A 25,010-nucleotide genomic window follows, 5' to 3' on the forward strand; every position below is an offset into this window, starting at 1 on the left:
TATTGTTTATTGTTATTATGTTTTATGAATTAATGACTGTCTGAAGCTGGTGCGGCTTCAATGGCTTTTTCTTCTTTGGTTAGTCCTTTGATGTATTTACTGTATTTCCACCAGGCAAAACCGAGGAAAATAACAATACCGCCGACGTTATAGAAAATAATGGTGATAATGTTGCCGCCGGTTGGGAACGTTGACGCGATAAATCCAATGGTGAACAGGGCAATCAGCATCGATACCACGATAATCCCGGTTTTTTGCGATCCCATGCGGAAGTCGCGCGGTAAGTGGTCCAGCTTGGCGCGCAGATTCAAATAGGCCAGCATAATAAACAGCGGAGGCAGCATGGATGCCGCAGCGGTCATGTTAATGATGGTATTCATTAAATCCTGCACGGTATTCGAACCGAGCGTGGGGATAATCATCAGCGGGATCACGATCAAAAACTGGATCCAGGCTGCGCGAGCGGGAACGCCGTTTTCATTCAGTTCGACGGTTTTCTTGCCAAAAATACCTTCCGGGATTTCGGAGAAGAAAATTTTAACCGGTGTTGCGGTCCACATCAGCAGTGACCCAAACATTGCGGTAAAGGACACCAGACCGACAAAGCGGTTAACCACCAACTCAGGTAAGCCGAAGTATGCGGCCAGACCGTGGAATACCTGCACCGAGCCACCGGTAAACTTCAGCTCTTTGCTGCTGACAAAAACGTTGATCAGTACTGAGGAGATTGAGTAAAGCACACCGATAAAAATCCCGGCGATAATAATCACTTTCACAAATGATTTTGAGCCACCCTTCACGTCGTTGACGTACACCGCCACGGACTCCGCGCCGCCTGCCGCCATAAAAATCCAGGTCGTAATACCGAGGAAGGCCCAGTTAAAATTCGGGATCATGGCATCCACGGTGATGGGATCGGCAGGCTGTACGCCGCCAACCAACGCAGTCCCCGCCAGTAAAATATAAGACAGCGTCAACAGCAGCATCAGCGTGGAAGTGACGGAGGTAATCGGCCCGAGCATTTTTGCGCCGTTGGTCGAAACCCAGGTTGAGAAGGCAAACAGCACCATACTTAACACGGTGGTAGCGAACGGCGTCAAAATGTATTCGTAGCCTAAAAATGCATAGGAGGCATAAGCGATTACGCGCGGAAGTAACGAGGTAAAAAGAACAGGTTAACGAACCAGTAGGTGTAGGCGGTAATAAATGCCCAGCGCCCGCCCAGTGAGCTTTTTACCCATGCGTAAACACCGGCTTCGGAGTTTTTGTTCAGCGAAACAAATTCGGCAATGATTAAGCAGAACGGAATAAAGTAGAAAATCGTGGCGAGGAAAAACATCGGTGCAGATGCCAGACCAAGCTCAATATTATTATTGATTACGTTGTTAAAACTATAAACGGCGGCAAAGGTCAGCGACAGTAAGCCGAACTTGCCGATGGTATTACGCTTGGTATCAGACATAGCACATCTCCGATTCCTGATTATTGTAGGGTACTGGCGGCACAACTTCTGTGCCGCCTGTCTTTTTATTTATTATGAAAATAACCATCTTCGATGGTGACTTTGAGTACGACTTTCTTCACCGCGCTATTACAGATAAAGCGGTAGGCTTCGTGGTTGTCGCAAATAACCAGCTGCCCTTCGTGTACTTCTACCGTTTTTCCGCATCCCTTCAGGTATTCGCGATCGGTTTCATCGCGATAGTATTCAACCACCTGTAAATCCTCTTTGGCGGCATACTCAATTTTTTGCTGCCCTTGCAGGTAGTAATGCACCTCAAAGTAACGGCGATGACCGGTAAACAGCGCATCGGTAGCGGAGTCGGTCTCCACGCGGTAAGTGAGCGAATCACCGATGGAATGGGCGACGCCGGGCTGAATGTTGTCGATATTTTCAATCGCCTCAACGCAGCGCTGCCACTTCCGACCTGAAGCGTAGAGTTGTCGGAACTGCTCTAAGTTATCGATGATCCTCATTTTGTATTCTCGCTGTGCAAATTCGTGGAAAAGAACTCCGTGCCAAAGGCGCGATTAGCAGTGGTCTGAACGGTGGCCTCGGTGCCGGAAATGGGCAGCAACGTAAAGCCGTAGTTGAACTCGCGGAACCAGACGCGCCAGGAGTCGAGCACCTCGCTTCCCCAGGAGTTGGAACCCAGGCCCAGTAGCTGATGGTCCAGATTCAGAGTGATGTCATCGCTGCGCTGGAGTTCATTGCAGTGCTGTGCGGCAAAGAGATTTTCGGGCGTATAGTGCCAGGTACTTAAATTGACAGGACGTTGTGGGACGACCAGCAGACCGTTGCCATGGCGGTTGGTCAGCGCTGCCCAGCGCACATCCTGGCGATTGCCGTTGTTTTGGGGGAACGGGTAGTTCTCGAACATCGCATCCACGGTCGAACGCCAGATATCGATAATGTTGGCCTGCTGGCTGTCGGCGTAATTCTCGCCCGGACCACGTCCGTAATACGCGACTTGCCCCAAATCACCGTTGATGCCCATGGTGAAGCCAATGCACGGAATAATGTGCGGATACTCGCCGTAAGGCTGACCGGAAAGCTCAACATTCAGCTGACCGTCGACCGTTACCCGCCAGCGGTAGGTGCAACGCATACCGAAATCAAATACCGGCGGGGCGATGATCGTCTGGCTGGTAATCACCACCGCATTGTCAGTGTGTTCGAGGGCAAAATCCCGCAGATGCTCCTGCATAATCTGTAAATGATTTGGCTGCCATAGACCTTCGAACTCCTGTTTGTGGTTATCAATCGTCGGCTTGAAGAAATTAATCTTCGGCTCGCGGGTAATGAGCTCTTCGCCATTCACGTTCCAGCTGATCGGCTTCCCGTTCAGCTTTGAGAAGGTTATCGCGAAGTTATAGCCGCGAACGGTGTAGCGCAGGCGATCGTCTTCCAGCGTCAGGGCGCTGGCGTTTTGCTGACTAAACGGTACTGGCGTAGCGGTTCTGGCCTTCAGCGGGAACTGGTAAGTGGCAATATGGTGCCCGGCGTCGCTGTAGGACGTGCGGGAGTCTTTGCTGACGATGACATTGAGAAAGGCTTCCCTCTCATCCAGCGTCGGCAGTGTGCAGTGCAGCAGTGCGTCGCTGTTGGGGGCCACGTCGTGAAGTTTAATCCGCTGCGTGGAGAGCGTTTCTCCTTCGGCCCGCACTTCAATTTGCAGGGTGTAGTCGTCAAGCGTGGTGAACCACAGCTTATTTGCGACACGCAGTTCACCGCGCGTCAGGTCCTTCGCGTAGACCTTCACTGGGGCGATCACCTGCTTATACTCTTTCAGACCCGGTCCCGGTGTTTGATCGGGGTAAATCAGGCCGTCGAGGCAGAAGTTGTAGTTATTCGGGTAGTCGCCGTAGTCACCGCCAAATTTATACCAGACGTTGCCGTTATCATCTTTTGCCTGAATGCCATGGTCGCACCATTCCCAGACATAGTGTCCTTGAATGCAATCGTGCTGGTAAAAAACGTTTTGATATTCCGTCAGCCCGCCGGGGCCGTTACCCATGGCGTGGGCGTATTCGCAGATGATGCGTGGTTTCGGATGCGGATATTCACCAAACTCATTCATCAGCGGCACGCGGGTATACATGGTGGAAATAATGTCCACCACTTCGGCGTCGCGATCTTCTTCGTAATGCACCAGACGCGTGTTATCCAGCGCTTTCGCAGCGTGGTACATGGCACGAATATTACAGCCGTACCCGGATTCGTTGCCCAGTGACCAGATGACGATCGACGGATGGTTTTTCTGTGCGTGGATGTGGCGCACGATGCGCTCAACGTATACCGGTTCCCAGGTCGGATCGTCGGTGATGCGACTGATATCGCCGACGTTGGCGAAGCCGTGGGATTCGACGTCGGTCTCGGCCATCACAAACAGGCCGTAGATATCGCACAGCTCATAGAAGCGCGGATCGTTCGGGTAATGCGCGGTACGCACCGAGTTAATGTTGTGCTGCTTCATCAGCAGCAGATCTTTTTCGACCCGATCCATTCCGACCGCGCGGCCTTTCAGATGATCGTTATCGTGGCGGTTAACACCGTGCAGCATTACGTAGTGGTTGTTGATGTAAAACAGCCCGTCGCGGCTCGTAATGTCGCGGAATCCGACGCGCTGCGGAACCACCTCAATAATATTGCCGCTGGCATCTTTTAACGTCATCACTAAATGATAAAGATACGGCGACTCAGCCGACCACTGCTGTGGCGCACTAACCTCGAAATCAAAGGCAGTACGGGTGAGCTTATCGAGAGTCAGATGACTGATAACACCGCTGTGCAGCACCCGCTCGCCGTCAAATAAGGTGTATTCCAGCGAGGTCTGTGCCGGTGAATCGGCAAGGTTTTCCAGCACAATGTCGCAGGAGAGAGTGGCATCACGGTAGTTATCATCGAACTCGGTACGAACGGTAAAATCCTGAATATGGGTCGCCTGCTTGCCCACCAGATAGACGTCGCGGAAGATCCCCGCAGACCACCACATATCCTGGTCTTCAACGTAGGTAGAGTCTGCCCACTGCATCACGCGCACACACAGCAGGTTGTCACCGGTGTGCACCATTGCGCTGATATCAAATTCGGCCGTCAGACGGCTGCCCTTGCTGAAGCCCACGTACTGGCCGTTGACGTACACTTCGAAGTAGGTTTCAACGCCGTCGAACTTAATCAGCGTTTGTTTTCCCTGCCAGCCTTCGCTGAGGGTAAACATCCGCTGATATGCACCGGTCGGGTTATCGGTGGGGACGTAGGGCACATCAATCGGGAACGGGAAACCTTCGTCGGTATATTGCAGCTTGCCGTGTCCTTCCATCTGCCACATGCCGGGGACGGTGATGCTGCCCCAGTCGTGCATATACTGCGACGTAAAGGCTTCTGGCACCTGCAGCGGATGCTCAAAGAACTGAAAATTCCACTGACCGCTCAGCAGTTGAAAAAGGCTGCTGGTTTCACGGGCAAACGAGCGAGCCTGCGCAACCGAGTCATAAGAGAAAAAGTATGCGCGTGGCGCCAGTCGATTTTCGTGGGTGAGCTGAATGTTTTCCCAGCGATTCATAAGGCCTCCCGGTGGAGAGAAATCGGAACCATTCAAAGTGATGGTGAGTAAGTGTCATTGCAGGTGATTTTAGTAAAAGTTTTACTAAAATATAGCGGGTAAGATGATTTACTTTAACTTGATCACGAAAATAACCCGTGCAGAGAAAAACAAGACATGACAAAGCATGCCCGGTATCAGAAGAAACCGGGCGCGAAAAAAGGGAGGTTAGCGGGTGGTGCCGCGCAGTTTCAGCTTGCTGGGCACGAAAACCAGCAGCGGCAGCGCGCGTCCGTCACGGGCTTTTTCAAACAGCAGGTTAACGCCCTGACTGCCCATCATTTCTGAATGGATGCGCACGGTGGACAGCGGAGGGAAGGTGAATCGTGCCGTCGGAATGTCATTGACGCTAATCAGCGAAATATCCTGTGGAATCGCCAGGCCACGTTCGTGAATTGCGCGCAGAACGCCAATGGCGATTGAGTCTGAGGCGACAAACAGGGCGCTGGGATAATCTTCTTTGGCCAGCATTTTTTTCGCCAACTCATAACCTGACGAGCTGGAGAATCCGCCACGATAGATATCGTGTTCCGAGACCACCTGCTGCAGGCGGCCGTATTCGACAAACGCGGCCTCGCGGATATCCGCTTTGCCCGGCTCGTCTTCACCGCCGATGAAGCCAATGCGGGTCACGCCCTGGGCGATGAAAAAATCGATACTCTCTTTGCTGATGCGGGTCAGATCGATATCGACGGCATCATAGTCGCTGCCGGGTTCATGAAAGTCGATAAAGCAGATGTTGTCGGTCAGCGCGGTAGCTGCAGCGCGCTGGGCAGGAGATGGCTTACCAACGATGAGAATGCCGGTAATATTTTTATGGTCGGGCAACCCGCTGTGTTCATAGCAGTTGGTCAGTTCGATCCCCAGCTTTTCACATTGCGTTTCAATCCCGTGTCGTATGGCGAGATAGTAAGGATCGTTGATTTCCAAATCCTGCTGGTAGCTGTAGAGCGCCAGAATATGCTGGGGGCCGACCGTACTGGTCTGGTGTTTACGCGCGCTGCTGGTTTTGTACTCCAGCTTTTCCGCGATCTCAAGAATGCGACGCTTGGTTTCTTCTTTTACGTTTAGCGTCGGGTCATCATTTAACACCCGGGACACTGTCGCCAGGGATACACGAGCTTCGATTGCGATGTCTTTAAGTGTTGCCATGTTTACCTTTTCCCTGAGTTACCCCCGCATTGTAAATGAAGTGCTTATCTATTCACCTGTTTTCAGTAAAAAAAGTACCTCTAATTGACATATTCACGGTAAAACCCCGCTTTCAGAGTGTGATGGGCGCATCATTTTACGGCTTTTGAGAACAATGCCAGGACGGTTTTTTGCTAACATTTAGTAAAATTTTACCAAAGGAGAAAAGAATGGACACGATCGCATTTACGGATTTCGCCCGAATGGAAATTCGCGTGGGAAAAATTACCCAGGTAAAGCGTCATGACAATGCCGATAAACTCTACATCGTTCAGGTCGATGTCGGCGAACGAACGCTGCAAACCGTGACCAGCCTGGTGCCTTACTACCGCGAAGATGAGCTGATGGGGAAAACGGTGGTGGTGCTGTGTAATCTGCAAAAAGCGAAAATGCGCGGCGAAACGTCAGAATGCATGCTGTTGTGTGCGGAAACGGACGATGGCAGTGAAAGCGTGCTGTTGACGCCAGAGCGCGTGATGCCCGCAGGCGTGCGGATTGTGTAAGCGTGTGATGCTGCCGGATGGCGGTTACGCCCTATCCGGCCTACATGTGATCCCGTAGGCCGGAAAAGTGCAGCGCCATCCGGCGTCTGTCACACTTGCTCCACGCTGACGCGTAATGCGGCCAGCGCTTTACGCGTTGAGCGTAATACCAACTCACATTGTTCGATGGTTAACGTGAGCGGCGGTTCGATGCGGATCGTCTTCGCGTTGTTCAGCGTTCCGGCAACCAACACCCTCTGGCGGAACATCTCGCTGGCAAAGTTGTAGCCGATCTCATTATCAACAAATTCGATCGCCATCAGCATGCCTTTACCGCGTACGTCCTGCACCAGATCCGGGTATTCCCGCGCCAGATGTCGGAAGCCATCCAGCAACATATCGCCTTTTTGTTCTGCCTGAGCCGGTAAATTCTGCTCCAGCAGGACATTGATGGTTGCGAGTGCCGCCGCACAGGAAAGGGGGTTGCCGCCAAAGGTGGTGGTGTGCAGGAATGGGTTATCGAACAGTACGGAGAACACCTCTTCGGTAGCGATGGTCGCACCGATAGGCATTACGCCGCCGCCTAGCGCTTTCGCCAGACACATAATGTCGGGCTGCACGTTTTCGTGCTCGCAGGCGAACATCTTGCCAGTACGACCCATGCCGGTTTGCACTTCATCAAGGATCATCAGCGCGCCAAACTCGTCGCACAGTTTGCGCACGGCGGTCAGGTATCCCTGCGGTGGCAGGATCACGCCACCTTCACCCTGAATCGGCTCGAGGATCACGGCAGCTACATCATCACCGGTCTTTTTACACTCGCTGAGCACGGTACGCATCGCGTCAATGTCACCAAACGGAACATGACGGAAGCCCGGCAGCAATGGCATAAACGGTTTACGGAACGTGGATTTGGCCGTCGCGGACAGTGCGCCCAGCGATTTACCGTGGAACGCGCCGCTGGTGGCAATAAACGTAGATTTGCCGCGTGGCGATTGATAGGCTTTCGCCAGCTTCAGCGCCGCTTCAACCGACTCGGTTCCGCTGTTGCAAAAGAAGCTGTATTTCAGCTTGCCGGGCGCCAGTGCGGCGAGCGTTTTCGCCAACATGGCCCGCAAGGGGTCAAGTAATTCCTGGCTGTGCAGAGGTTGTTTAGCGAGTTGATTCTGTACGGCGGAGACCACTACTGGATTACGGTGCCCCACGTTGAAAATTCCAAAACCGCCCAGGCAGTCAACAAATTCCTGTCCCTGGGTGTCGACAAGCGTATTCAGGCTTCCCGCTTGCCACTCTACGGCTCCGTAATCCCCGCCGGCAGTTACAGATTTTCGATACTCTAAGAACCCCGGATTGACATGCTCTTTGAAGTATTCAATGACCTCTCGGTTAAGTGCTTTCATTTCCTCATGATCAAGCGTTCGCTTTTCGATGAGGTTCAGTGCGTGTGCGCTGCAGGCCAGGGCCGATGCGCTGGAAGGTAACCTGTTCAAAATATGCTCCCGGAGTTCGCGTATCACATGATACTGAATTAAGTATTGCAGGGATTACGCCATCCCGGCGCGCTTAACGAAAATCGGGATAAACACCAGGATACATTTCATTTGCGAAACATTTAATGCCAAAAGTTAACATTTGGCGGTATTTTGCCCAGGTTGACTCTCTGAAAACAGGTGAGATACGCGATCTTCTGCGCCAAAAACAGGCAGAAGTTGCACTGTGACGGTGCGCAGAGTGAAGCCTGATTGAATAGTTACAGGATGAAAGTATTTTAAATCAATGAATTAGAAAACATACAAATTCTGAGGTTTAATCGCAAATTGCGATCTAAATCAAATTTAACAACTAAAGATAAAAAAATTATCGCCGAAATAACATATGCCGAAAAAGTTAACAACCAGATAACCTGCATAGGACGCAACCATGTCTTCTGATCCCTACGTTAGTCAGCAGCATACTCCGCTGGATGATGATATTACCCTCATGTCGACTACCGATTTACAAAGCTACATCACTCATGCGAATGACACATTTGTCCAGGTTAGCGGCTATCAGCTGAGCGAGCTGCTCGGCAAGCCGCATAATCAGGTTCGTCACCCGGACATGCCCAAGGCGGCATTTGCTGATATGTGGTACACGCTGCAACAGGGGGAGCCATGGAGCGGCATTGTAAAAAATCGCTGTAAAAACGGCGATCACTACTGGGTGCGAGCCAATGCGGTGCCGATGGTACGTGAAGGGCGAATGACCGGGTATATGTCGATTCGAACCCGGGCGACGCAGGAGGAGATTGCGGCGGTCGAGCCGTTGTATCAGGCGCTAAATGAAGGACGTTGCAACAAACGCATCCATAAGGGACTCGTGGTGCGTAAAAGTTGGCTGGGAAAGCTGCCGGCGCTGCCGGTTCGCTGGCGGGTGCGCAGCGTGATGACACTGATGTTTGCCGTGCTGGCGGCAGCGTTGCAGCAAATGGGCGCGGCGTGGCCGCTGCTGCTGGTGAGTGCGCTGGTGATGCTGGCGGGTACGGCGATTTTCGAATGGCAAATTGTACGCCCGATAGAAAATGTCGCCCGCCAGGCGCTGAAAGTGGCGACCGGCGAGCGCAACAGCGTGACGCACCTGAACCGCAGCGATGAGTTGGGCCTGATGCTGCGGGCGGTGGGGCAACTGGGATTAATGTGCCGCTGGCTTATTCACGACGTTTCAAGCCAGGTTTCCTGCGTGCGTAACGACAGCGATACGCTGGCAAAAGGTAGCGATGATTTAAACAAGCACACCCAGCAAACGGTTGAAAACGTGCAGGAAACGGTGACGACGATGAACCAGATGGCGGCGTCGGTGAAGCAAAACTCGGCGACAGCATCTGCGGCTGACAAACTCTCGATTGCCGCCAGCAGTGCGGCAACGCAGGGAGGCGAGGCGATGGAGACGGTGATCAAAACGATGGACGATATCGCCAGCAGCACCCAGCGTATCGGCACCATCACCACGCTGATTAACGATATTGCTTTCCAGACCAATATCCTGGCATTGAATGCGGCGGTTGAAGCGGCGCGAGCGGGCGAGCAGGGGAAAGGGTTTGCCGTCGTGGCAGGGGAAGTACGCCATCTTGCCAGCCGGAGCGCCAGTGCGGCGAATGACATCCGCAAGCTGATTGATGCCAGTGCCGACAAGGTGCAGTCCGGATCCAGCCAGGTTCACGCCGCTGGCCGCACGATGGACGACATTGTGGCGCAGGTACAGAACGTCACCCAACTGATCGCACAAATCAGCCATTCGACGCTGGAACAGGCAGACGGGCTGACCAGCCTGACTCGCGCGGTGAATGAGTTGAGCAACATTACGCAGAAAAATGCCGAACTGGTTGAAGAGAGCGCGCAAATTTCAGTGCGGGTGAAACATCGCGCCGGGCGCCTGGAAGATGCGGTGACGGTGCTGCATTAAGCACCGCTATTCGGGCGGAACAACGGGTTCCGCCCGATGACCCGATTAATCCAGCTGAGCGATATCCAGCGCTGCGCGATCGATAATACCGATGATTTTTTTGATCTGTGCATCGCTGGTGTCACCGTGATTGACCCGCAGATCCAGCACGGCTTTAAAGTTTTCCAGCGCGCGTTTCATCTGCGGATTTTTACGTAATTCAAAGCCAACGCAGCGTGCTTTAACGCGTTCATGAATAAGCGCCAGATGCTCGCGATTTTCCTCCAGCCACTGCAGGCCTTGCGCCGTGATCGTGATCTGTTTACGCCCACCTTCCTCTTCGCTGATGACAATCAGCTCTTGATCCTGCAAGAAATCCAGCGTCGGATAAATCACCCCTGGACTCGGCGTGTAGTGGCCCTGAGTCAGCGTTTCGATGGCTTTGATCAGCTCATAGCCGTGGCTGGCATCGCGGGTCAAAATATCCAGAATCACCAGGCGTAATTCGCCGTGACCGAAGAAACGCTGACGACGCCCGCCGCCACCGCGACCATGGCGATGCCCGCAGCCGTGCTCGTGGTGATGTCCTTCACTGTTGCAGCCTTCGTGGCGATGTTCTTCGCCTTTGCAGCAACCTTCGTGTGGGTGATCTGTATGTTTGCAGCAACCGTCATGGTGGTTTTGCATAGTAGTCTCCAGATGTTATTTCGATATATCTAATTTATATCTAAAAGTTATGATTTTGCAAGTGCGTGATAGGCTGGTGTTTTAATTGATTGATTTTTATGTCAATTATTATCAATGGTGAGAAGGGGATTTACGCCGTGGCGTGTATCAAAAAAATGCTTGCAATCTTTGTTATTAGCAATCATTATCATTTGAATATTAATTTAGATATATCGTATTATCCTCACGAAGGCGAAAAATGACAAAAAACACCTCACGCTACCCCCAGCGCGTTCGTAATGAACTGCGCTTCCGTGAACTTACCATCCTGCGCGTTGAGCGTATCAGCGCAGGTTTTCAGCGCATCGTGCTGGGCGGGGAGGCGTTGGACGGCTTCAGCTCACGCGGCTTTGATGACCACGCCAAAGTTTTCTTTCCTGAGCCAGGCAGCCATTTTGTGCCGCCGGTGGTTACCGATGAGGGCATCGTCTGGGCTGACGGTGTGCGCCCTGCGTCCCGGGATTACACGCCGCTATACGATGATGCGCGTCATGAACTGGCGCTGGATTTTTATATTCACGACGGTGGCGTGGCGAGTACGTGGGCGATGCATGCCCGTGCAGGGGATACACTGACGATTGGCGGACCGCGCGGCTCGCTGGTGGTACCGGAAGAGTATGCGTATCAGGTTTATGTGTGCGATGAATCGGGAATGCCCGCATTGCGCCGTCGCCTGGAAGCGCTCAGTCGTTTAGCGCGACGCCCGAACGTCACGGCGCTGGTAAGCGTGCAGGATGCGGCGTATCAGGACTACCTTGCCCATCTGGATGGGTTTGCTATCCAGTGGTTTGTCGGGCATGACGAACAGGCGGTGGATGACGCGCTGGCTCGGCTGACGGTGCCTGCAGACGATTATTTCATCTGGGTAACCGGCGAAGGGAAAGTGGTAAAAAATTTGAGCGCCCGCTTTGAAACCGAGGCGTTTGACCCGCAGCGGGTGCGTGCGGCAGCCTACTGGCATCAGCGGAAAGCGGCTGATTAATAATTTGACGGCGGAACGCCAAATGCCTGGCGGAACGCGTAGCTAAACGCCGCGGTGCTCGAATACCCCACGTCGAGCGCCACGGCGGTAACGCTTTTATTTTTCTTCAGCATTAACACCGATTCCAGAATACGCATCTTTTGCTTCCAGACGCTGAACGGTAACCCGGTTTCTTTTTTGAAATGACGCGAGAAAGTTCGGGCGGACATGCCAAGATGATTAGCCCAGTACTCCACCGAGTGTTCCCGTGCGGGAGATTCCTGTATTGTCCGGCACACTTTTGTTAATTCTGCATCCTGCGGCCAGGGTAATACAAAGGCGACTTCCGGTAATTGCAAAATAATATCGACCAGCACGCTCACCAGTTTTCCTTCTTTTGACTGGCTATCATAATGGCCTGAAATGACGTTGGTGGCGTAATGAATAAACTCTCTGGCGAAATCACTGATCGCCACCACTTTACACTCGTCGATGCGCTTCTCAAGAAAGCCTGGCTTAATATCCAGATTCTCTAAATACACGTCATCCAGCGCCCATACCGCATGCTCAATATTATTCGGGATCCAGATACCGTAATGTGCGGGAATTATCCAGCATTTACCGGCGACATCAATGCGCATACTGCCCTTACGGGCGAAATGAAACTGGGTAAATGCGTGTGAATGCGGTGGAACATGGTTATTCGCTTCAAGGACATAAGAACGAAAGTACACGTCCTGCGGCAGTTCCGCCATTGAATCATCCGGGAAGGAACTCCACTGTTTTTGCCTGAGGGTGTCCATAAAAAATACCTGATACTTCCGGTGATGTGGCTTCTGTTCGATAGATCTTGTCCGCAAATCATAATACATACACCCTGTTTTCCATAATAATCTTGCGTAAGAATTATTCGTCCACCTTTGGTAAATACCATGAATTCGCTGTGTTCTGATGCTGTCATCGTCAATGAAACAAATGATAACTGGACCCGAATGGGGAAAGACCTGCTCCAGCAGGCTGATATCCAGATTAATGGTTCGCGCGCCTGGGACATTCAACTTCACCATGCCGGTTTCTTTAAACGGGTGCTGCAACAAGGCTCGTTAGGGCTGGGTGAAAGCTATATGGAAGGCTGGTGGGATTGCGAGCGGCTCGATATTCTGTTCTGCAAAATCCTTAAAGCAAAACTCGACCAAAAAATGCCGGGCAATCTGAAAGATATTTTACGCATTGCCAGCGCGCGTTTGTTTAATCTGCAATCACGCAGCCGTGCCTGGATTGTCGGCAAAGAACACTACGATATAGGTAACGATCTTTTCGCCCTGATGCTTGATCCCCACATGCAATATTCCTGCGGCTACTGGAAAGACGCGACAACATTAGACGACGCGCAGAATGCCAAATTAAAAATGATTTGCGAGAAGCTGCAATTGCAACCGGGCATGCGTTTGCTGGATATCGGTTGCGGCTGGGGCGGGCTGGCTGAATATGCCGCACGCCATTATGGCGTAGCGGTAGACGGGGTTACCATCTCGAAAGAACAGCAGAAAATGGCGCAGCAGCGCTGTGACGGGCTGGATGTCACTATTCTGTTGCAGGATTATCGCGACCTCGATAAACACTATGATCGTATTGTCTCCGTGGGGATGTTTGAACACGTGGGCCCGAAAAACTACGACACCTATTTCAGTATTGCCGACCGCTGCTTAAAACCCGATGGACTGTTCCTGCTGCATACTATTGGCAGCAATAAAAAAGGGATGAGTGTGGATCCGTGGATCAATAAATATATCTTCCCAAACGGCTGTTTACCGGCGATTTCCCACATTGCCGAGGCCAGCGAATCGCGGTTTGTGATGGAGGACTGGCATAACTTCGGCAGCGACTACGATAAAACGCTGATGGCCTGGCATGAACGGTTTAACCAGGCATGGCCGACGCTGTCGTCGCGTTATTCCGCGACCTTCAAAAGGATGTTTAATTACTATTTATGCGCGTGTGCTGGGGCATTCCGTGCCAGAGATATCGAGCTTTGGCAGGTGCTGTTTAGCCGGGGCGTAGAGGGCGGACTTCGCGTTTATCGTTAATGTTTTGCCGGATATCAGCGCAAGCGCCTTATCCGGCCTACAAAAGCGAGCAAACCGCAGGCCTGATAAGCGTAGCGCCATCAGGCATTGATAACCCGTAGAACGAAGAACTTAGCCCAACTCACTCTCTGCCAGCGCTTTAAACACCATTGCTACCGCGTGTGCGCCGGGGTCCATATTACCAAGCAGACTCTCACTGCTGAGATACGACGCGCGCCCGGCGTTGGCTTTGCTCGACAGGCAGGTCCGTTCTGCGCCTGCCAGCGCAGCGTCATAGGCGGCTTGCAGGTTATGTGGTTGTGCCAGTAGCGATGTTAGCGCGGGCTGCAGCGCATCAATCATCGTACGATCGCCTTCATCTGCACCACCGTAGAACTTCATCTGGGCGAGCCCCGTATTTAGCGCATCGGCGACCCCGGCACCTTGCTCCAGCTTTTGTCCGGCAGCGGTGAAGAAAATTGACATCAATACGCCGCTGGAGCCCCCCATGACCACGGTCAGGCGCTCGCCAATCAGTGCAAACAACGTGGCAAGGTTATCCAGCGGAAGCTGCTGGTGATGTAGCAGGTCGGCAATTTCACGCGCACCTGCGGCAAAGGTTGACCCGGTATCGCCGTCGCCGACTTTCGCATCCAGCGCATTGAGGTGTGCTTCAAGATTGGCGAGCGTTGCGGTGACTTGCTCAATAATCCCGGCAACCTGTCCGTTAGCCGAAGGCTGAAATTCCACGCGTGCACTGCGCTGAGATGACGGCACGGTCGTGATGTCACGTGGCGGCACGGGCGTTGACCAGTTACTGGTTTCCACTTCGGTCAACAGCGCTTTTTCGATGCTTTCTTCCAGCACCATGGCGGTCAGCGAGAAGCCTTTCATATCCAGCGCGGTGACCAGCGAGGCCGGGCCAATCAGCCAGTCGATACGTGCGTGCAGCGGGCTGTTGGCCAGTTCGCGGGTAATGATGGCCATTTCGGCAACGGAGACGCCGCCGAGGTTATTGATCATCACTGCCAGACGGCCGGTTTCCGGCAGGGCGGCCATCAGCTTCTCTACCATCAGATTAACCACCTGCGCGCTGTTTTGCGTGTCAATCACCGACGCACCCGGCTCGCCGTGAATGCCCATACCCAGCTCTGCATGGCCCGGATGGTGACGCGGAGCCTCGTCGGTCTCCTGTGGCAAATGACAGCTGGAGAGTGCGACGCCCAGGCTGAAGGCGTTGTTCGCCGCATACTGTGCTTCACGCAGCACGGTAACGAGGTTGTAGCCACGTTCGGCGAAATAGCCGGCAACTTTGTGCACCAGGATGGTGCCAGCGATCCCGCGTGGATGCTTGTTATCCGGTAGCGAAATGTCGTCGCCGACGATCAGCATTTCGACGTTATAACCGAGCCGACGCGCTTTCTCGGCGGCCAGACCAAAATTTAGGCGATCGCCGGTGTAGTTCTTCACGATCAGCAGGCAGCCTGCCTCACCGGTCACCGCCTGAATGGCGGTCAGTACCGCATCGACGCTCGGGGAGGCAAACACGTCACCGCAAACCGCGGCGGTTAACATGCCTTTACCGATAAATCCAACGTGGGCGGGTTCGTGACCTGAGCCACCGCCGGAGATCACCGCGACGTTCTCTTTGTTGAGGTCGCGACGCACCACGATGCGGATGGCCGGATCGCTCTCCAGGCGTGCCAGGTTATTCCACGGACTGGCGATAATCGTACCGTCGATGACATCGTTAACGAGATGGGTACGCTGGTTAAAAAAGAATTGAGACATAACGGCTCCGGCAGGTTGAGTATTAAACAAACCCCCGAATGCATGGTCATGGTAGCGGAGGCGATGGAGAGATTCTGGCCGAGTCAGCGCGGAAAAAAACTCAAGTAAAATGAGTTTCATTTCGGAACGTAAAAACTGTTTTTTGTTCCTAAATGGAACGTAATGACGAGTGGAAATGGCTAAATGCGAACCCACGCGGCTTTTTTCACCGGCCGTCAGGGCAGGGTGTTCGGGACAGAGCGCTTTTTTTTGCCGGTTATTCCGGCGGTAGATAACGAAAAGGCGAAACCGGGCCTCTTTGCGTGACAGAAATATGGGCTAAAGGAACGGATCGGGATCGCAAACCTTATCTTTTTTAGGGTTAATTGTTTCAATATGGAACGTATTTTCCTTTTATCCGTTTCATATCAGAACAAAAAGACGAATGATTTTTTTGTACTCGCCTCGCCATACAGTGATTGCATCGCTCCGGTAGCGCTTTGTTTTCGCCGTTAGCATCAGGCTAAACAGGTCAATGCCAGGGCTCATCATGTCAAAACATGTACTTATTTGAGGATGAAAGGAATGCTAAACGTTATTCAATCTCCAGCCAAATATCTCCAGGGCCCTGATGCATCTATCTTATTTGGTCAATATGCTAAAAATCTGGCGGACAGCTTTTTTGTGATTGCGGATGATTTCGTGATGAATCTGGCGGGAGAGAAAGTGCTCAATGGCCTGCATAATCACGATATTAGCTGCCATGCGGAACGCTTTAACGGCGAATGCAGCCATGTGGAAATTAATCGTTTGATTGCCATTCTGAAGCAACACGGTTGCCGTGGCGTGGTCGGGATCGGCGGCGGCAAAACGCTGGATACCGCCAAAGCGATTGGCTATTACCAGAAGCTGCCGGTGGTGGTGATCCCGACTATCGCCTCGACAGATGCACCAACCAGCGCGCTGTCGGTCATTTATACCGAAGCCGGTGAGTTTGAAGAGTATCTGATCTACCCGAAAAACCCGGATATGGTGGTGATGGATACCGCGATTATCGCTAAAGCGCCGGTGCGTTTGTTGGTTGCTGGGATGGGCGATGCGCTCTCTACCTGGTTTGAAGCGAAGGCCTGTTATGACGCCCGCGCGACCAGCATGGCGGGTGGACAGTCCACCGTGGCAGCATTGAGCCTGGCGCGCCTGTGTTATGATACGTTGCTGGCAGAAGGCGAAAAAGCCCGCTGCGCGGCGCAGGCAGGCGTCGTAACCGATGCGCTGGAGCGCATTGTGGAAGCGAACACCTATCTTAGCGGTATTGGTTTTGAAAGCAGCGGCCTCGCGGGGGCGCATGCGATTCATAACGGCTTCACGATTCTGGAAGAGTGCCACCATTTGTACCATGGCGAAAAAGTCGCGTTTGGTACGCTGGCGCAGCTGGTGTTGCAGAACAGCCCGATGGAAGAGATCGAAACCGTGCTGGCGTTCTGTCAAAAAGTCGGCCTGCCGGTCACCCTGGCGCAAATGGGCGTGAAAGACGGCATTGACGACAAAATTCATGCTGTTGCCAAAGCCACCTGCGCAGAAGGTGAAACCATTCACAACATGCCGTTCCCGGTGACGCCTGAAAGCGTGCATGCCGCTATTCTGACGGCAGACCTGTTGGGACAGCAGTGGCTGGCGCGTTAATCAGACATCAGTAACGCTCTGCGCCGGCATTTTCTCCCCTCTGACTGTCTCTGTCGGAGGGGGTGTCCAGGGTAAAACAGCGGAAAGGAATATGACGGCGCACACTCAGAACATTGGAAAGGACGTCTCTTCGGTTATTGCCCAGTCATGGCACCGTTGCAGTAAGTTTATGCAGCGGGAAACCTGGCAGGCGCCGCATCAGGCGCAAGGGCTGACGTTTGCCTCGATTTGCCGCCGCAAGACTGCGCTGGTGACGATTGCTCAGGCCGCACTGGAAGACGCCTGGGAGTTTATGGATGGTCGTCCCTGTGCACTGTTTATCCTCGATGAGTCCGCCTGTATTCTCAGCCGCTGCGGCGATCCACAGACGGTGGAACAGCTGGCGGAGCTGGGTTTTCTCGACGGCAGCTACTGTGCGGAGAGTATTATTGGTAGCTGTGCGCTGTCGCTGGCGACTATGCCGGGGCAGCCAACAAAAACTTCAGGCGATCAGCACTTTAAAAAAGCGCTACATCCGTGGTCGTTCTGCTCAACGCCGGTATTTGATAACCACGGGCGACTGTTTGGCTCCATCTCGCTGTGCTGCCTGGTGGAACATGAGTCCGTTTCCGATCTCTCCCTGACGCTGGCGATTGCCAGAGAGGTAGGCAATTCGTTGCTGACCGACAGCCTGTTGGCTGAATCTAATCGCCATCTGAATCAGATGTACGGGCTGCTGGAGAGCATGGATGATGGCGTGATGGCATGGAACGAACAGGGTGTGCTGCAGTTCCTCAATGCGCGTGCCGCCATGCTGTTGCATCTGGATGTGCAGGCCAGTCAGGGGAAAAATCTTCATGACCTGGTGAATATGCCGATGCTGCTGCGCCGGGCAATCAAACATGCTCGTGGCCTCAATCACGTCGAAGTCACCTTTGAGAGCCAGCACCAGTTTGTTGATGCGGTGATCACCTTAAAGCCGATTGTGGAAGAGCAGGGCAACAGCTTTATTCTGCTGCTGCATCCGGTCGAGCAAATGCGCCAGCTGATGACCAGTCAGTTGGGCAAAGTAAGCCATACTTTTGAGCAGATGTCGGCGGACGATCCGGAAACCCGACGGCTGATCCATTTTGGCCGCCAGGCGGCGAGGGGAAGTTTTCCGATCCTGTTGTGCGGCGAAGAGGGCGTCGGTAAAGAGCTGCTCAGTCAGGCGATCCACAATGAAAGTGAACGGGCCAGCGGCCCGTATATCGCCGTAAACTGTCAGCTGTATGCCAACAGCGTGCTGGGACAGGATTTTATGGGCAGCGCGCCAACCGATGATGAAAACGGCCGACTGAGCCGCCTTGAACTGGCGAACGGCGGTACGCTGTTTCTGGAAAAAATCGAATATTTGGCACCGGAGTTACAGTCTGCATTATTGCAGGTGATCAAGCAGGGGGTGCTGACCCGTCTCGACGCTCGACGCCTGATCCCGGTGGATGTGAAAGTGATCGCCACCACCACGGTCGATCTTGCCAATCTGGTGGAACAAAACCGCTTTAGTCGCCAGCTGTATTACGCGCTGCACTCGTTTGAAATCGTTATTCCGCCGCTGCGCGCGCGGCGCAACAGCATTCCGGCGCTGATTTATACTCGCCTGAACAGCCTGAAAAAACGCTTTTCATCCAGCCTGAAGGTGGATGATGACGCGCTGGCGCAGCTGGTGGCCTATTCGTGGCCGGGTAATGATTTCGAGCTGAACAGCATTATCGAGAACATCGCCATCAGCAGCGAGAATGGCCATATTCGCCTGAGCAACCTGCCGGATTATCTGTTTGCCGAACGACCGGGTATGGATACGACATCTTCGCTGCTGCCTGCCAGCCTGACATTTACCGCCATCGAAAAAGAGGCGATTATCCACGCCGCCCGCGTCACCAGCGGGCGCGTGCAGGAGATGTCGCAGCTGCTGAACATTGGGCGCACCACGCTGTGGCGCAAGATGAAGCAGTACGACATCGACGCCAGCCAGTTTAAGCGCAGCAAACATCTGGAGTAGTTTCTTCGATTCTGGCCATCGAAAAGAGCGCGTCGGACAAGCGATTGATGTACCGCTTTAGTTCGTCGCGCACGGCGAGCGTTCTGTCCATCGCCGTGAGAATACGCTCCAGCCGACGTGCCAGCGTGCGCGCTACGTGTAGTTGTGCCGATGCGAGGTTTTTCCCCGGAATGACAAACTCTTTCAGCGGGCCGCTGTGCGCCATATTGCGGTCGATCAGCCGCTCCAGTCCCTGAATATCTTCATCGCTAATCGTCTGCTTCAGACGAGTGATCCCTTTATCGTCGCTGGCGAGTTCCACACCCAGCACAAACAGCGTCTTCTGGACGGTATGCAGATCCTCGCGTAGCTCGGTCTGGTGGGTTGTGGCATAGCATACGCCCAACTGGGAAATCAGTTCATCTACCGTGCCATAGGCGTTAACGCGGATGTCGTCTTTGTCGATGCGGCTGCCGCCAAACAGCGCGGTGGTGCCTTTATCGCCGGTTCGGGTATAGATGCGATACATTTATGTTATCTCACTGAAGGGAAGCACGTTGACCAGTTGGCCTGCGTTGGCGCCGAGCGTGCGGATCTGCTCGATCCCGGCGGCGATATGCCCGCAGATCAGCGCCCGATCCTCGGGCAACTGGGCATGCATTAAGGCAATCTCGCCGCTCACGCTGAGGCCGAGACCTACGCGCAGCGCCGAGCTTTTTGCTGCCCGTCTGCTGAGCGCCAGCGCGTTGCCGCTGTCGTCGCAGCTGATGGCCCGGCAAGGGACGCCTTGCTCTTCCAGCCCCCAGCATAGTTCATCAAGCACGCGGGAATCCTGCCAGCATGGGTGATAAAACAGGTTTACGCTCGGTGATGAAAGTGGCATCGCGTCCCTTTTTTTGTCAGAAAGCCTGATGGAAGATCGCGGCAATTTCTTTCTCGTTACCTTTACGTGGGTTCGAGAATGCGTTGCCGTCCTTCAGGGCCATCTCTGCCATATACGGGAAATCGGCCTCTTTTACGCCCAGTTCGCGCAGATGCTGTGGAATGCCGATATCAGCAGACAGGCGGGCAATAGCGTGAATCGCCAACTCGGCGGCGTCCATGGTAGACAGGCCGTCGGTGTTCTCGCCCATAAACTCGGCGATATCGGCAAATTTTTCCGGATTAGCGATCAGGTTATAACGTGCCACGTGCGGTAGCAGTACGGCATTCGCCACGCCGTGCGGCATGTCATACAGGCCGCCAAGCTGGTGCGCCATGGCGTGTACGTAGCCGAGGTTGGCGTTGTTAAAGGCCATCCCCGCCAGCAGTGAAGCGTAGGCCATGTTCTCGCGAGCTTTCAGGTTGCTGCCCAGCGCTACGGCCTGGCGTAAGTTACGGGCGATCAGGCGGATTGCCTGAATAGCGGCGGCATCGGTGACCGGATTTGCATCTTTGGAAATGTAGGCTTCCACGGCGTGGGTCAAGGCATCCATCCCGGTGGCCGCGGTCAGAGGCGCAGGTTTGCCAAGCATCAGCAGCGGATCGTTAATCGATACTGACGGTAGGTTGCGCCAGCTGACAATGACAAATTTCACTTTTGTTTTGGTGTTGGTCAGTACGCAGTGACGGGTCACTTCACTGGCGGTACCGGCGGTGGTGTTGACCGCAATGATAGGCGGCAGCGGGTGGGTCAGGGTTTCAATTCCGGCATAGCTGTAGAGATCGCCTTCGTGAGTGGCCGCGATACCAATACCTTTACCGCAGTCATGTGGGCTACCGCCGCCGACGGTGACAATAATATCGCATTGCTCCTGACGAAACACCGCAAGGCCATCGCGTACGTTGGTGTCTTTGGGGTTTGGCTCGACGCCGTCAAATATTGCTACTTCAATACCGGCTTCACGCAAATGCGCGAGCGTTTTATCTACCGCACCGTCTTTAATTGCCCGCAGGCCTTTATCGGTCACCAGCAGGGCTTTTTTCCCACCCAGTAGTTTGCAGCGTTCACCCACTACGGAAACAGCATTGGGGCCAAAAAAGTTCACATTTGGCACCAGATAATCAAACATACGATAGCTCATAATATACCTTCTTACGTTTATTTTATAATTCAGAGAAGCAATATAGTGCGGTTTCAGCTAATAGCTGGTCCTGTTCGACGGTGCCACCACTCACGCCGACGGCGCCAATTATTTTTCCATTTAATATAACTGGAAGCCCTCCGCCGAAAATAATAATGCGCTGTTGGTTGGTGAGCTGCAGGCCATAAAGCGATGCACCGGGTTGCACCGCATCGGTAATTTCGTGAGTACCCTGTCGCAGGCAGCAGGCGGTCCAGGCCTTATTGAGTGAAATATCGCAGCTGGTGACAAACGCCTCATCCATGCGCTGTATCAGCAGCGTGTTTCCGCCGTGGTCAACAACGGAAAAGACGACCGGGACGTTGATTTCAAGCGCTTTAGCCTCAACGGCGACCGCCATTTTCTGTGCGGCCGCCAGCGTGATGGTGGCGATGGGTTGGCTCTTATTCACGGTATCTCCTGTTAATTGTGTAGGGCTGAGGTCACGAAAAATATCGCGCGCAGCTATTTTTTATCATTGGGTTTTCTTTATTTTCGCGCAGCACGTTATTAAGTCAATACAGTAAAAAATTCTAAAATAGCAAGTGAGTGATCTTCCTTTGGCGTTTATTGATAATGATCATTTAACCTCGTCACAATTCTCTATGGATATTCCAAATACGCGTTTCAATATGAAACGATGCGTTTTAATTGCGTGCCAAATTGGAACGTAATTAATTTTATTTTTTTATTATTCTGCTCATTTAAAGTTCGGCTATTGCTGATAAAGGCGATTGCTGGGACGGTAAACCACCAGCGATACGGCCCGGCGTCCTTATTATTTACTTTTTGAGTCAACGCGCTATGAGAAGATCAAAACGATTCGAAGTTCTTGCCCAGCGGCCTGTCAATCAGGATGGGCTGATTGGCGAATGGCCGGAAGAGGGGCTGATCGCCATGGAAAGCCCCTACGATCCTGCGTCGTCGGTGAAAGTGGAAAATGGCCGTATTGTGGAACTGGACGGTAAAGATCGTGCACAGTTCGACATGATTGACCGTTTTATTGCTGACTACGCGATTAACGTCGCGGAAACCGAACAGGCAATGCAACTCGACGCACTGGACATCGCCAGAATGCTGGTGGATATCCACGTCAGTCGGGAAGAGATTATTGCCATTACCACCGCCATCACCCCGGCGAAAGCGGTGGAGGTGATGGCAAAAATGAACGTGGTGGAAATGATGATGGCGCTGCAAAAAATGCGCGCCAGACGCACACCCTCTAACCAGTGTCACGTCACCAACCTGAAAGATAACCCGGTGCAAATTGCCGCCGATGCCGCCGAGGCGGGGATCCGTGGTTTTTCCGAGCAAGAAACGACCGTAGGCATCGCCCGCTATGCGCCGTTTAACGCGCTGGCGCTGCTGGTTGGTTCGCAGTGCGGCCGTCCTGGCGTGCTTACCCAATGTTCCGTTGAAGAAGCCACCGAACTGGAACTGGGTATGCGCGGCTTAACCAGCTACGCCGAAACGGTGTCGGTATACGGTACAGAGTCAGTGTTTACCGACGGCGATGACACGCCGTGGTCAAAATCCTTTCTCGCCTCGGCCTACGCTTCCCGCGGGCTGAAGATGCGCTACACCTCTGGCACTGGCTCGGAGGCGCTGATGGGGTACTCAGAAAGCAAATCAATGCTGTATCTGGAGTCGCGCTGCATTTTTATCACTAAGGGCGCGGGCGTTCAGGGGCTGCAAAACGGCGCGGTCAGCTGTATTGGTATGACCGGGGCTGTACCGTCGGGGATCCGTGCTGTGCTGGCGGAAAACCTGATTGCCTCGATGCTCGACCTTGAAGTGGCGTCGGCGAATGACCAGACCTTCTCGCACTCCGATATTCGCCGTACCGCCCGCACATTGATGCAGATGCTGCCCGGTACCGACTTTATCTTTTCCGGCTATAGCGCGGTACCGAACTACGACAACATGTTTGCTGGGTCGAACTTCGATGCCGAGGACTTTGATGATTACAACATTCTGCAACGTGATCTGATGGTTGATGGCGGTCTGCGTCCGGTAACGGAAGAGGAAACTATCGCTATTCGCAATCAGGCGGCTCGCGCTATTCAGGCGGTGTTTCGCGAGCTGGGTCTGCCGCTGATTAGCGATGAAGAGGTCGACGCCGCCACCTATGCTCACGGCAGCAAAGATATGCCCGCACGTAATGTGGTAGAGGATTTGGCCGCGGTGGAAGAAATGATGAAGCGCAATATCACCGGGCTGGATGTTGTTGGCGCGCTGAGTGCCAGCGGTTTTGACGATATCGCCAGCAACATTCTCAACATGTTGAGGCAGCGTGTGACCGGCGATTATCTGCAAACATCCGCCATTCTGGATCGTCAGTTCGAGGTGGTCAGCGCCGTTAATGACATCAATGATTATCAGGGACCCGGCACCGGCTATCGCATCTCTGCCGAACGCTGGGCGGAAATTAAAAATATTGCGGGTGTGGTTCAGCCTGGCAGCATTGAATAAGGCGGTATGCGGTGGAATGTACAACTGAACGTAAGCCGGTTTTCACCTTGCAGGTTAGCGAAGGCGAGGCGGCAAAAGCGGACGATCGCGCGGATGAAGTGGTGATTGGCGTTGGGCCGGCCTTTGATAAATACCAGCATAAGACCCTGATTGATATGCCGCACAAGGCGATCCTGAAAGAGCTGGTGGCCGGAATTGAAGAAGAGGGATTACATGCGCGGGTGGTCAGAGTTTTGCGCACCTCGGATGTCTCCTTTATGGCCTGGGATGCAGCAAATCTGAGCGGTTCCGGCATCGGCATTGGTATTCAGTCGAAAGGAACCACGGTGATTCATCAGCGTGATTTGCTGCCGCTGAGCAACCTGGAGCTTTTTTCTCAGGCCCCGCTGCTGACGCTGGAAACCTATCGCCAGATTGGTAAGAACGCCGCGCGTTACGCACGCAAAGAGTCGCCCTCGCCGGTACCGGTCGTTAATGACCAGATGGTGCGACCGAAATTTATGGCCAAGGCTGCGCTGTTCCACATTAAAGAAACCAAACACGTGGTGCAGGATGCCGCGCCTGTCACGCTGCATATTGCCTTAGTAAGGGAATGACGATGAACGAAAACATCATGACCGCGCAGGATTATCCGTTAGCGACTCGCTGCCCGGAGAAAATCCTCACGCCCACCGGAAAGCCGTTAACTGATATTACTCTTGAGAATGTACTGGCAGGGCGTGTGGGGCCACAGGATGTGCGTATTTCTCAGCAAACGCTGGAGTATCAGGCGCAGATCGCCGAGCAGATGCAGCGTCACGCCGTGGCACGTAATTTCCGCCGTGCGGCGGAACTGATTGCCATCCCGGATGCTCGCATTCTGGAAATCTACAATGCGCTGCGCCCATTTCGTTCTTCATTTACGGAGTTACAGGCCATTGCCGATGAACTGGAGCACGCCTGGCATGCCACGGTGAATGCCGGGTTTGTCCGCGAGTCGGCAGACGTGTACCAGCAGAGAAACAAGCTGCGTAAAGGCAGTCAGTGACGGAGG

The 25,010-nt window shown here is 53.4% G+C and carries 19 protein-coding genes and 2 pseudogenes; 9 read left to right on the forward strand and 12 right to left on the reverse strand.

What is annotated here, in order from left to right; translation table 11 throughout:
* Positions 1-29: 29 nt before the first annotated feature.
* The 4 genes and pseudogenes from FDW88_RS14070 to ebgR all read right to left on the reverse strand — a co-directional run bounded on the left by FDW88_RS14070 (position 30) and on the right by ebgR (position 6,257).
* Positions 30-1,462, reverse strand: a pseudogene (locus tag FDW88_RS14070) (amino acid permease).
* A 65-nt stretch (positions 1,463-1,527) separates the two neighbouring features.
* On the reverse strand, positions 1,528-1,977 hold the full coding sequence (locus FDW88_RS14075) for a beta-galactosidase subunit beta (protein ID WP_115257437.1): 450 nt from the start codon (positions 1,975-1,977) through the stop codon (positions 1,528-1,530).
* Entirely contained in the window at positions 1,974-5,066 is a 3,093-nt protein-coding gene (ebgA, locus tag FDW88_RS14080) for a beta-galactosidase subunit alpha (RefSeq protein ID WP_137362789.1), read from the reverse strand. Before ebgA ends, FDW88_RS14075 begins: the two co-directional genes overlap by 4 nt.
* A 207-nt stretch (positions 5,067-5,273) precedes the next feature.
* Positions 5,274-6,257, reverse strand: a complete 984-nt coding sequence (gene ebgR, locus FDW88_RS14085; RefSeq protein ID WP_096755596.1) for a transcriptional regulator EbgR — start codon at positions 6,255-6,257, stop codon at positions 5,274-5,276.
* A gap of 209 nt (positions 6,258-6,466) precedes the next feature.
* Between ebgR and FDW88_RS14090 the strand changes: the two genes are divergently transcribed.
* On the forward strand, positions 6,467-6,799 hold the full coding sequence (locus tag FDW88_RS14090; protein WP_096755597.1) for a tRNA-binding protein: 333 nt from the start codon (positions 6,467-6,469) through the stop codon (positions 6,797-6,799).
* Between the two features lie 89 nt (positions 6,800-6,888).
* Here the strand turns inward: FDW88_RS14090 and ygjG are convergent, their stop codons facing one another.
* The gene (gene ygjG / locus FDW88_RS14095; protein WP_170974173.1) at positions 6,889-8,268 is read right to left on the reverse strand and encodes a putrescine aminotransferase; all 1,380 of its coding nucleotides are present in this window, start codon (positions 8,266-8,268) and stop codon (positions 6,889-6,891) included.
* 430 nt (positions 8,269-8,698) lie between these two features.
* Here ygjG and FDW88_RS14100 point away from each other — a divergent pair, with 430 nt between their 5' ends.
* Complete coding sequence (locus FDW88_RS14100) at positions 8,699-10,219, forward strand: PAS domain-containing methyl-accepting chemotaxis protein (protein ID WP_096755599.1); 1,521 nt, start codon at positions 8,699-8,701, stop codon at positions 10,217-10,219.
* A gap of 45 nt (positions 10,220-10,264) precedes the next feature.
* On the opposite strand, the gene FDW88_RS14105 is transcribed toward FDW88_RS14100, so the two are convergent.
* Positions 10,265-10,885 (reverse strand): PadR family transcriptional regulator, encoded by a 621-nt coding sequence (locus tag FDW88_RS14105; RefSeq protein ID WP_137362791.1) that lies wholly within the window; start codon positions 10,883-10,885, stop codon positions 10,265-10,267.
* 238 nt (positions 10,886-11,123) lie between these two features.
* Here FDW88_RS14105 and FDW88_RS14110 point away from each other — a divergent pair, with 238 nt between their 5' ends.
* Positions 11,124-11,906, forward strand: a complete 783-nt coding sequence (locus FDW88_RS14110; RefSeq protein WP_115257442.1) for a siderophore-interacting protein — start codon at positions 11,124-11,126, stop codon at positions 11,904-11,906.
* On the opposite strand, the pseudogene FDW88_RS14115 reads toward FDW88_RS14110, so the two are convergent.
* A pseudogene (locus tag FDW88_RS14115) lies at positions 11,903-12,750 on the reverse strand (helix-turn-helix domain-containing protein). The gene FDW88_RS14110 and the pseudogene FDW88_RS14115 overlap by 4 nt on opposite strands.
* Before the next feature lie 67 nt (positions 12,751-12,817).
* On the opposite strand from FDW88_RS14115, the gene cfa reads away from it, so the two are divergent.
* Positions 12,818-13,972, forward strand: coding sequence for a cyclopropane fatty acyl phospholipid synthase (gene cfa / locus FDW88_RS14120; RefSeq protein ID WP_096755602.1), 1,155 nt, complete (start codon positions 12,818-12,820; stop codon positions 13,970-13,972).
* Between the two features lie 111 nt (positions 13,973-14,083).
* Here the strand turns inward: cfa and FDW88_RS14125 are convergent, their stop codons facing one another.
* Positions 14,084-15,742: a glycerone kinase gene (locus FDW88_RS14125; protein WP_137362792.1), complete on the reverse strand. Its 1,659-nt coding sequence runs from the start codon at positions 15,740-15,742 to the stop codon at positions 14,084-14,086.
* Between the two features lie 564 nt (positions 15,743-16,306).
* Here FDW88_RS14125 and FDW88_RS14130 point away from each other — a divergent pair.
* Entirely contained in the window at positions 16,307-17,404 is a 1,098-nt protein-coding gene (locus FDW88_RS14130; RefSeq protein ID WP_115257445.1) for a glycerol dehydrogenase, read from the forward strand.
* A gap of 91 nt (positions 17,405-17,495) precedes the next feature.
* On the forward strand, positions 17,496-19,424 hold the full coding sequence (gene dhaR / locus FDW88_RS14135) for a dihydroxyacetone kinase operon transcriptional regulator DhaR (RefSeq protein WP_137362793.1): 1,929 nt from the start codon (positions 17,496-17,498) through the stop codon (positions 19,422-19,424).
* Here the strand turns inward: dhaR and FDW88_RS14140 are convergent.
* Genes FDW88_RS14140 through FDW88_RS14155 form a run of 4 tightly spaced genes read right to left on the reverse strand, consistent with a single transcriptional unit; the run spans position 19,399 to position 21,917 of the window.
* Positions 19,399-19,932 carry a cob(I)yrinic acid a,c-diamide adenosyltransferase gene (locus FDW88_RS14140; protein ID WP_137362794.1) on the reverse strand — a complete coding sequence of 178 codons (534 nt, stop codon included), beginning with the start codon at positions 19,930-19,932 and terminating at the stop codon, positions 19,399-19,401. The two genes, dhaR and FDW88_RS14140, sit on opposite strands and share 26 nt — an antisense overlap.
* Positions 19,933-20,286, reverse strand: a complete 354-nt coding sequence (locus FDW88_RS14145; RefSeq protein WP_137362795.1) for a glycerol dehydratase reactivase beta/small subunit family protein — start codon at positions 20,284-20,286, stop codon at positions 19,933-19,935.
* Between the two features lie 16 nt (positions 20,287-20,302).
* Positions 20,303-21,466: a 1,3-propanediol dehydrogenase gene (dhaT, locus tag FDW88_RS14150; RefSeq protein ID WP_135911375.1), complete on the reverse strand. Its 1,164-nt coding sequence runs from the start codon at positions 21,464-21,466 to the stop codon at positions 20,303-20,305.
* A gap of 22 nt (positions 21,467-21,488) precedes the next feature.
* Complete coding sequence (locus FDW88_RS14155) at positions 21,489-21,917, reverse strand: heme-binding protein (protein ID WP_117342700.1); 429 nt, start codon at positions 21,915-21,917, stop codon at positions 21,489-21,491.
* 392 nt (positions 21,918-22,309) lie between these two features.
* On the opposite strand from FDW88_RS14155, the gene FDW88_RS14160 reads away from it, so the two are divergent.
* Genes FDW88_RS14160 through FDW88_RS14170 form a run of 3 tightly spaced genes read left to right on the forward strand, consistent with a single transcriptional unit; the run spans position 22,310 to position 25,004 of the window.
* Complete coding sequence (locus FDW88_RS14160) at positions 22,310-23,977, forward strand: propanediol/glycerol family dehydratase large subunit (RefSeq protein WP_137362796.1); 1,668 nt, start codon at positions 22,310-22,312, stop codon at positions 23,975-23,977.
* Positions 23,978-23,988: 11 nt separating this feature from the next.
* Positions 23,989-24,573, forward strand: coding sequence for a propanediol/glycerol family dehydratase medium subunit (locus FDW88_RS14165; RefSeq protein ID WP_096755611.1), 585 nt, complete (start codon positions 23,989-23,991; stop codon positions 24,571-24,573).
* A gap of 2 nt (positions 24,574-24,575) precedes the next feature.
* Positions 24,576-25,004: a diol dehydratase small subunit gene (locus tag FDW88_RS14170; RefSeq protein WP_137362797.1), complete on the forward strand. Its 429-nt coding sequence runs from the start codon at positions 24,576-24,578 to the stop codon at positions 25,002-25,004.
* Positions 25,005-25,010 lie beyond the last annotated feature (6 nt).

It is taken from the genome of Citrobacter sp. wls829 (assembly GCF_005280825.1).
Taxonomy (GTDB): Bacteria; Pseudomonadota; Gammaproteobacteria; order Enterobacterales; family Enterobacteriaceae; genus Citrobacter; species Citrobacter gillenii.

What these genes read in the sequence shown, in the direction of transcription:
- FDW88_RS14140 (WP_137362794.1), bottom strand. Translation starts at nt 19,932, where the DNA reads ATGTATCGCATCTATACCCGAACCGGCGATAAAGGCACCACCGCGCTG.
- FDW88_RS14170 (WP_137362797.1), top strand. Translation starts at nt 24,576, where the DNA reads ATGAACGAAAACATCATGACCGCGCAGGATTATCCGTTAGCGACTCGC.
- FDW88_RS14130 (WP_115257445.1), top strand. Translation starts at nt 16,307, where the DNA reads ATGCTAAACGTTATTCAATCTCCAGCCAAATATCTCCAGGGCCCTGAT.
- FDW88_RS14145 (WP_137362795.1), bottom strand. Translation starts at nt 20,286, where the DNA reads ATGCCACTTTCATCACCGAGCGTAAACCTGTTTTATCACCCATGCTGG.
- ebgA (WP_137362789.1), bottom strand. Translation starts at nt 5,066, where the DNA reads ATGAATCGCTGGGAAAACATTCAGCTCACCCACGAAAATCGACTGGCG.
- dhaT (WP_135911375.1), bottom strand. Translation starts at nt 21,466, where the DNA reads ATGAGCTATCGTATGTTTGATTATCTGGTGCCAAATGTGAACTTTTTT.
- FDW88_RS14160 (WP_137362796.1), top strand. Translation starts at nt 22,310, where the DNA reads ATGAGAAGATCAAAACGATTCGAAGTTCTTGCCCAGCGGCCTGTCAAT.
- ebgR (WP_096755596.1), bottom strand. Translation starts at nt 6,257, where the DNA reads ATGGCAACACTTAAAGACATCGCAATCGAAGCTCGTGTATCCCTGGCG.
- FDW88_RS14090 (WP_096755597.1), top strand. Translation starts at nt 6,467, where the DNA reads ATGGACACGATCGCATTTACGGATTTCGCCCGAATGGAAATTCGCGTG.
- FDW88_RS14110 (WP_115257442.1), top strand. Translation starts at nt 11,124, where the DNA reads ATGACAAAAAACACCTCACGCTACCCCCAGCGCGTTCGTAATGAACTG.
- FDW88_RS14125 (WP_137362792.1), bottom strand. Translation starts at nt 15,742, where the DNA reads ATGTCTCAATTCTTTTTTAACCAGCGTACCCATCTCGTTAACGATGTC.
- FDW88_RS14100 (WP_096755599.1), top strand. Translation starts at nt 8,699, where the DNA reads ATGTCTTCTGATCCCTACGTTAGTCAGCAGCATACTCCGCTGGATGAT.
- FDW88_RS14075 (WP_115257437.1), bottom strand. Translation starts at nt 1,977, where the DNA reads ATGAGGATCATCGATAACTTAGAGCAGTTCCGACAACTCTACGCTTCA.
- dhaR (WP_137362793.1), top strand. Translation starts at nt 17,496, where the DNA reads ATGACGGCGCACACTCAGAACATTGGAAAGGACGTCTCTTCGGTTATT.
- cfa (WP_096755602.1), top strand. Translation starts at nt 12,818, where the DNA reads ATGAATTCGCTGTGTTCTGATGCTGTCATCGTCAATGAAACAAATGAT.
- FDW88_RS14105 (WP_137362791.1), bottom strand. Translation starts at nt 10,885, where the DNA reads ATGCAAAACCACCATGACGGTTGCTGCAAACATACAGATCACCCACAC.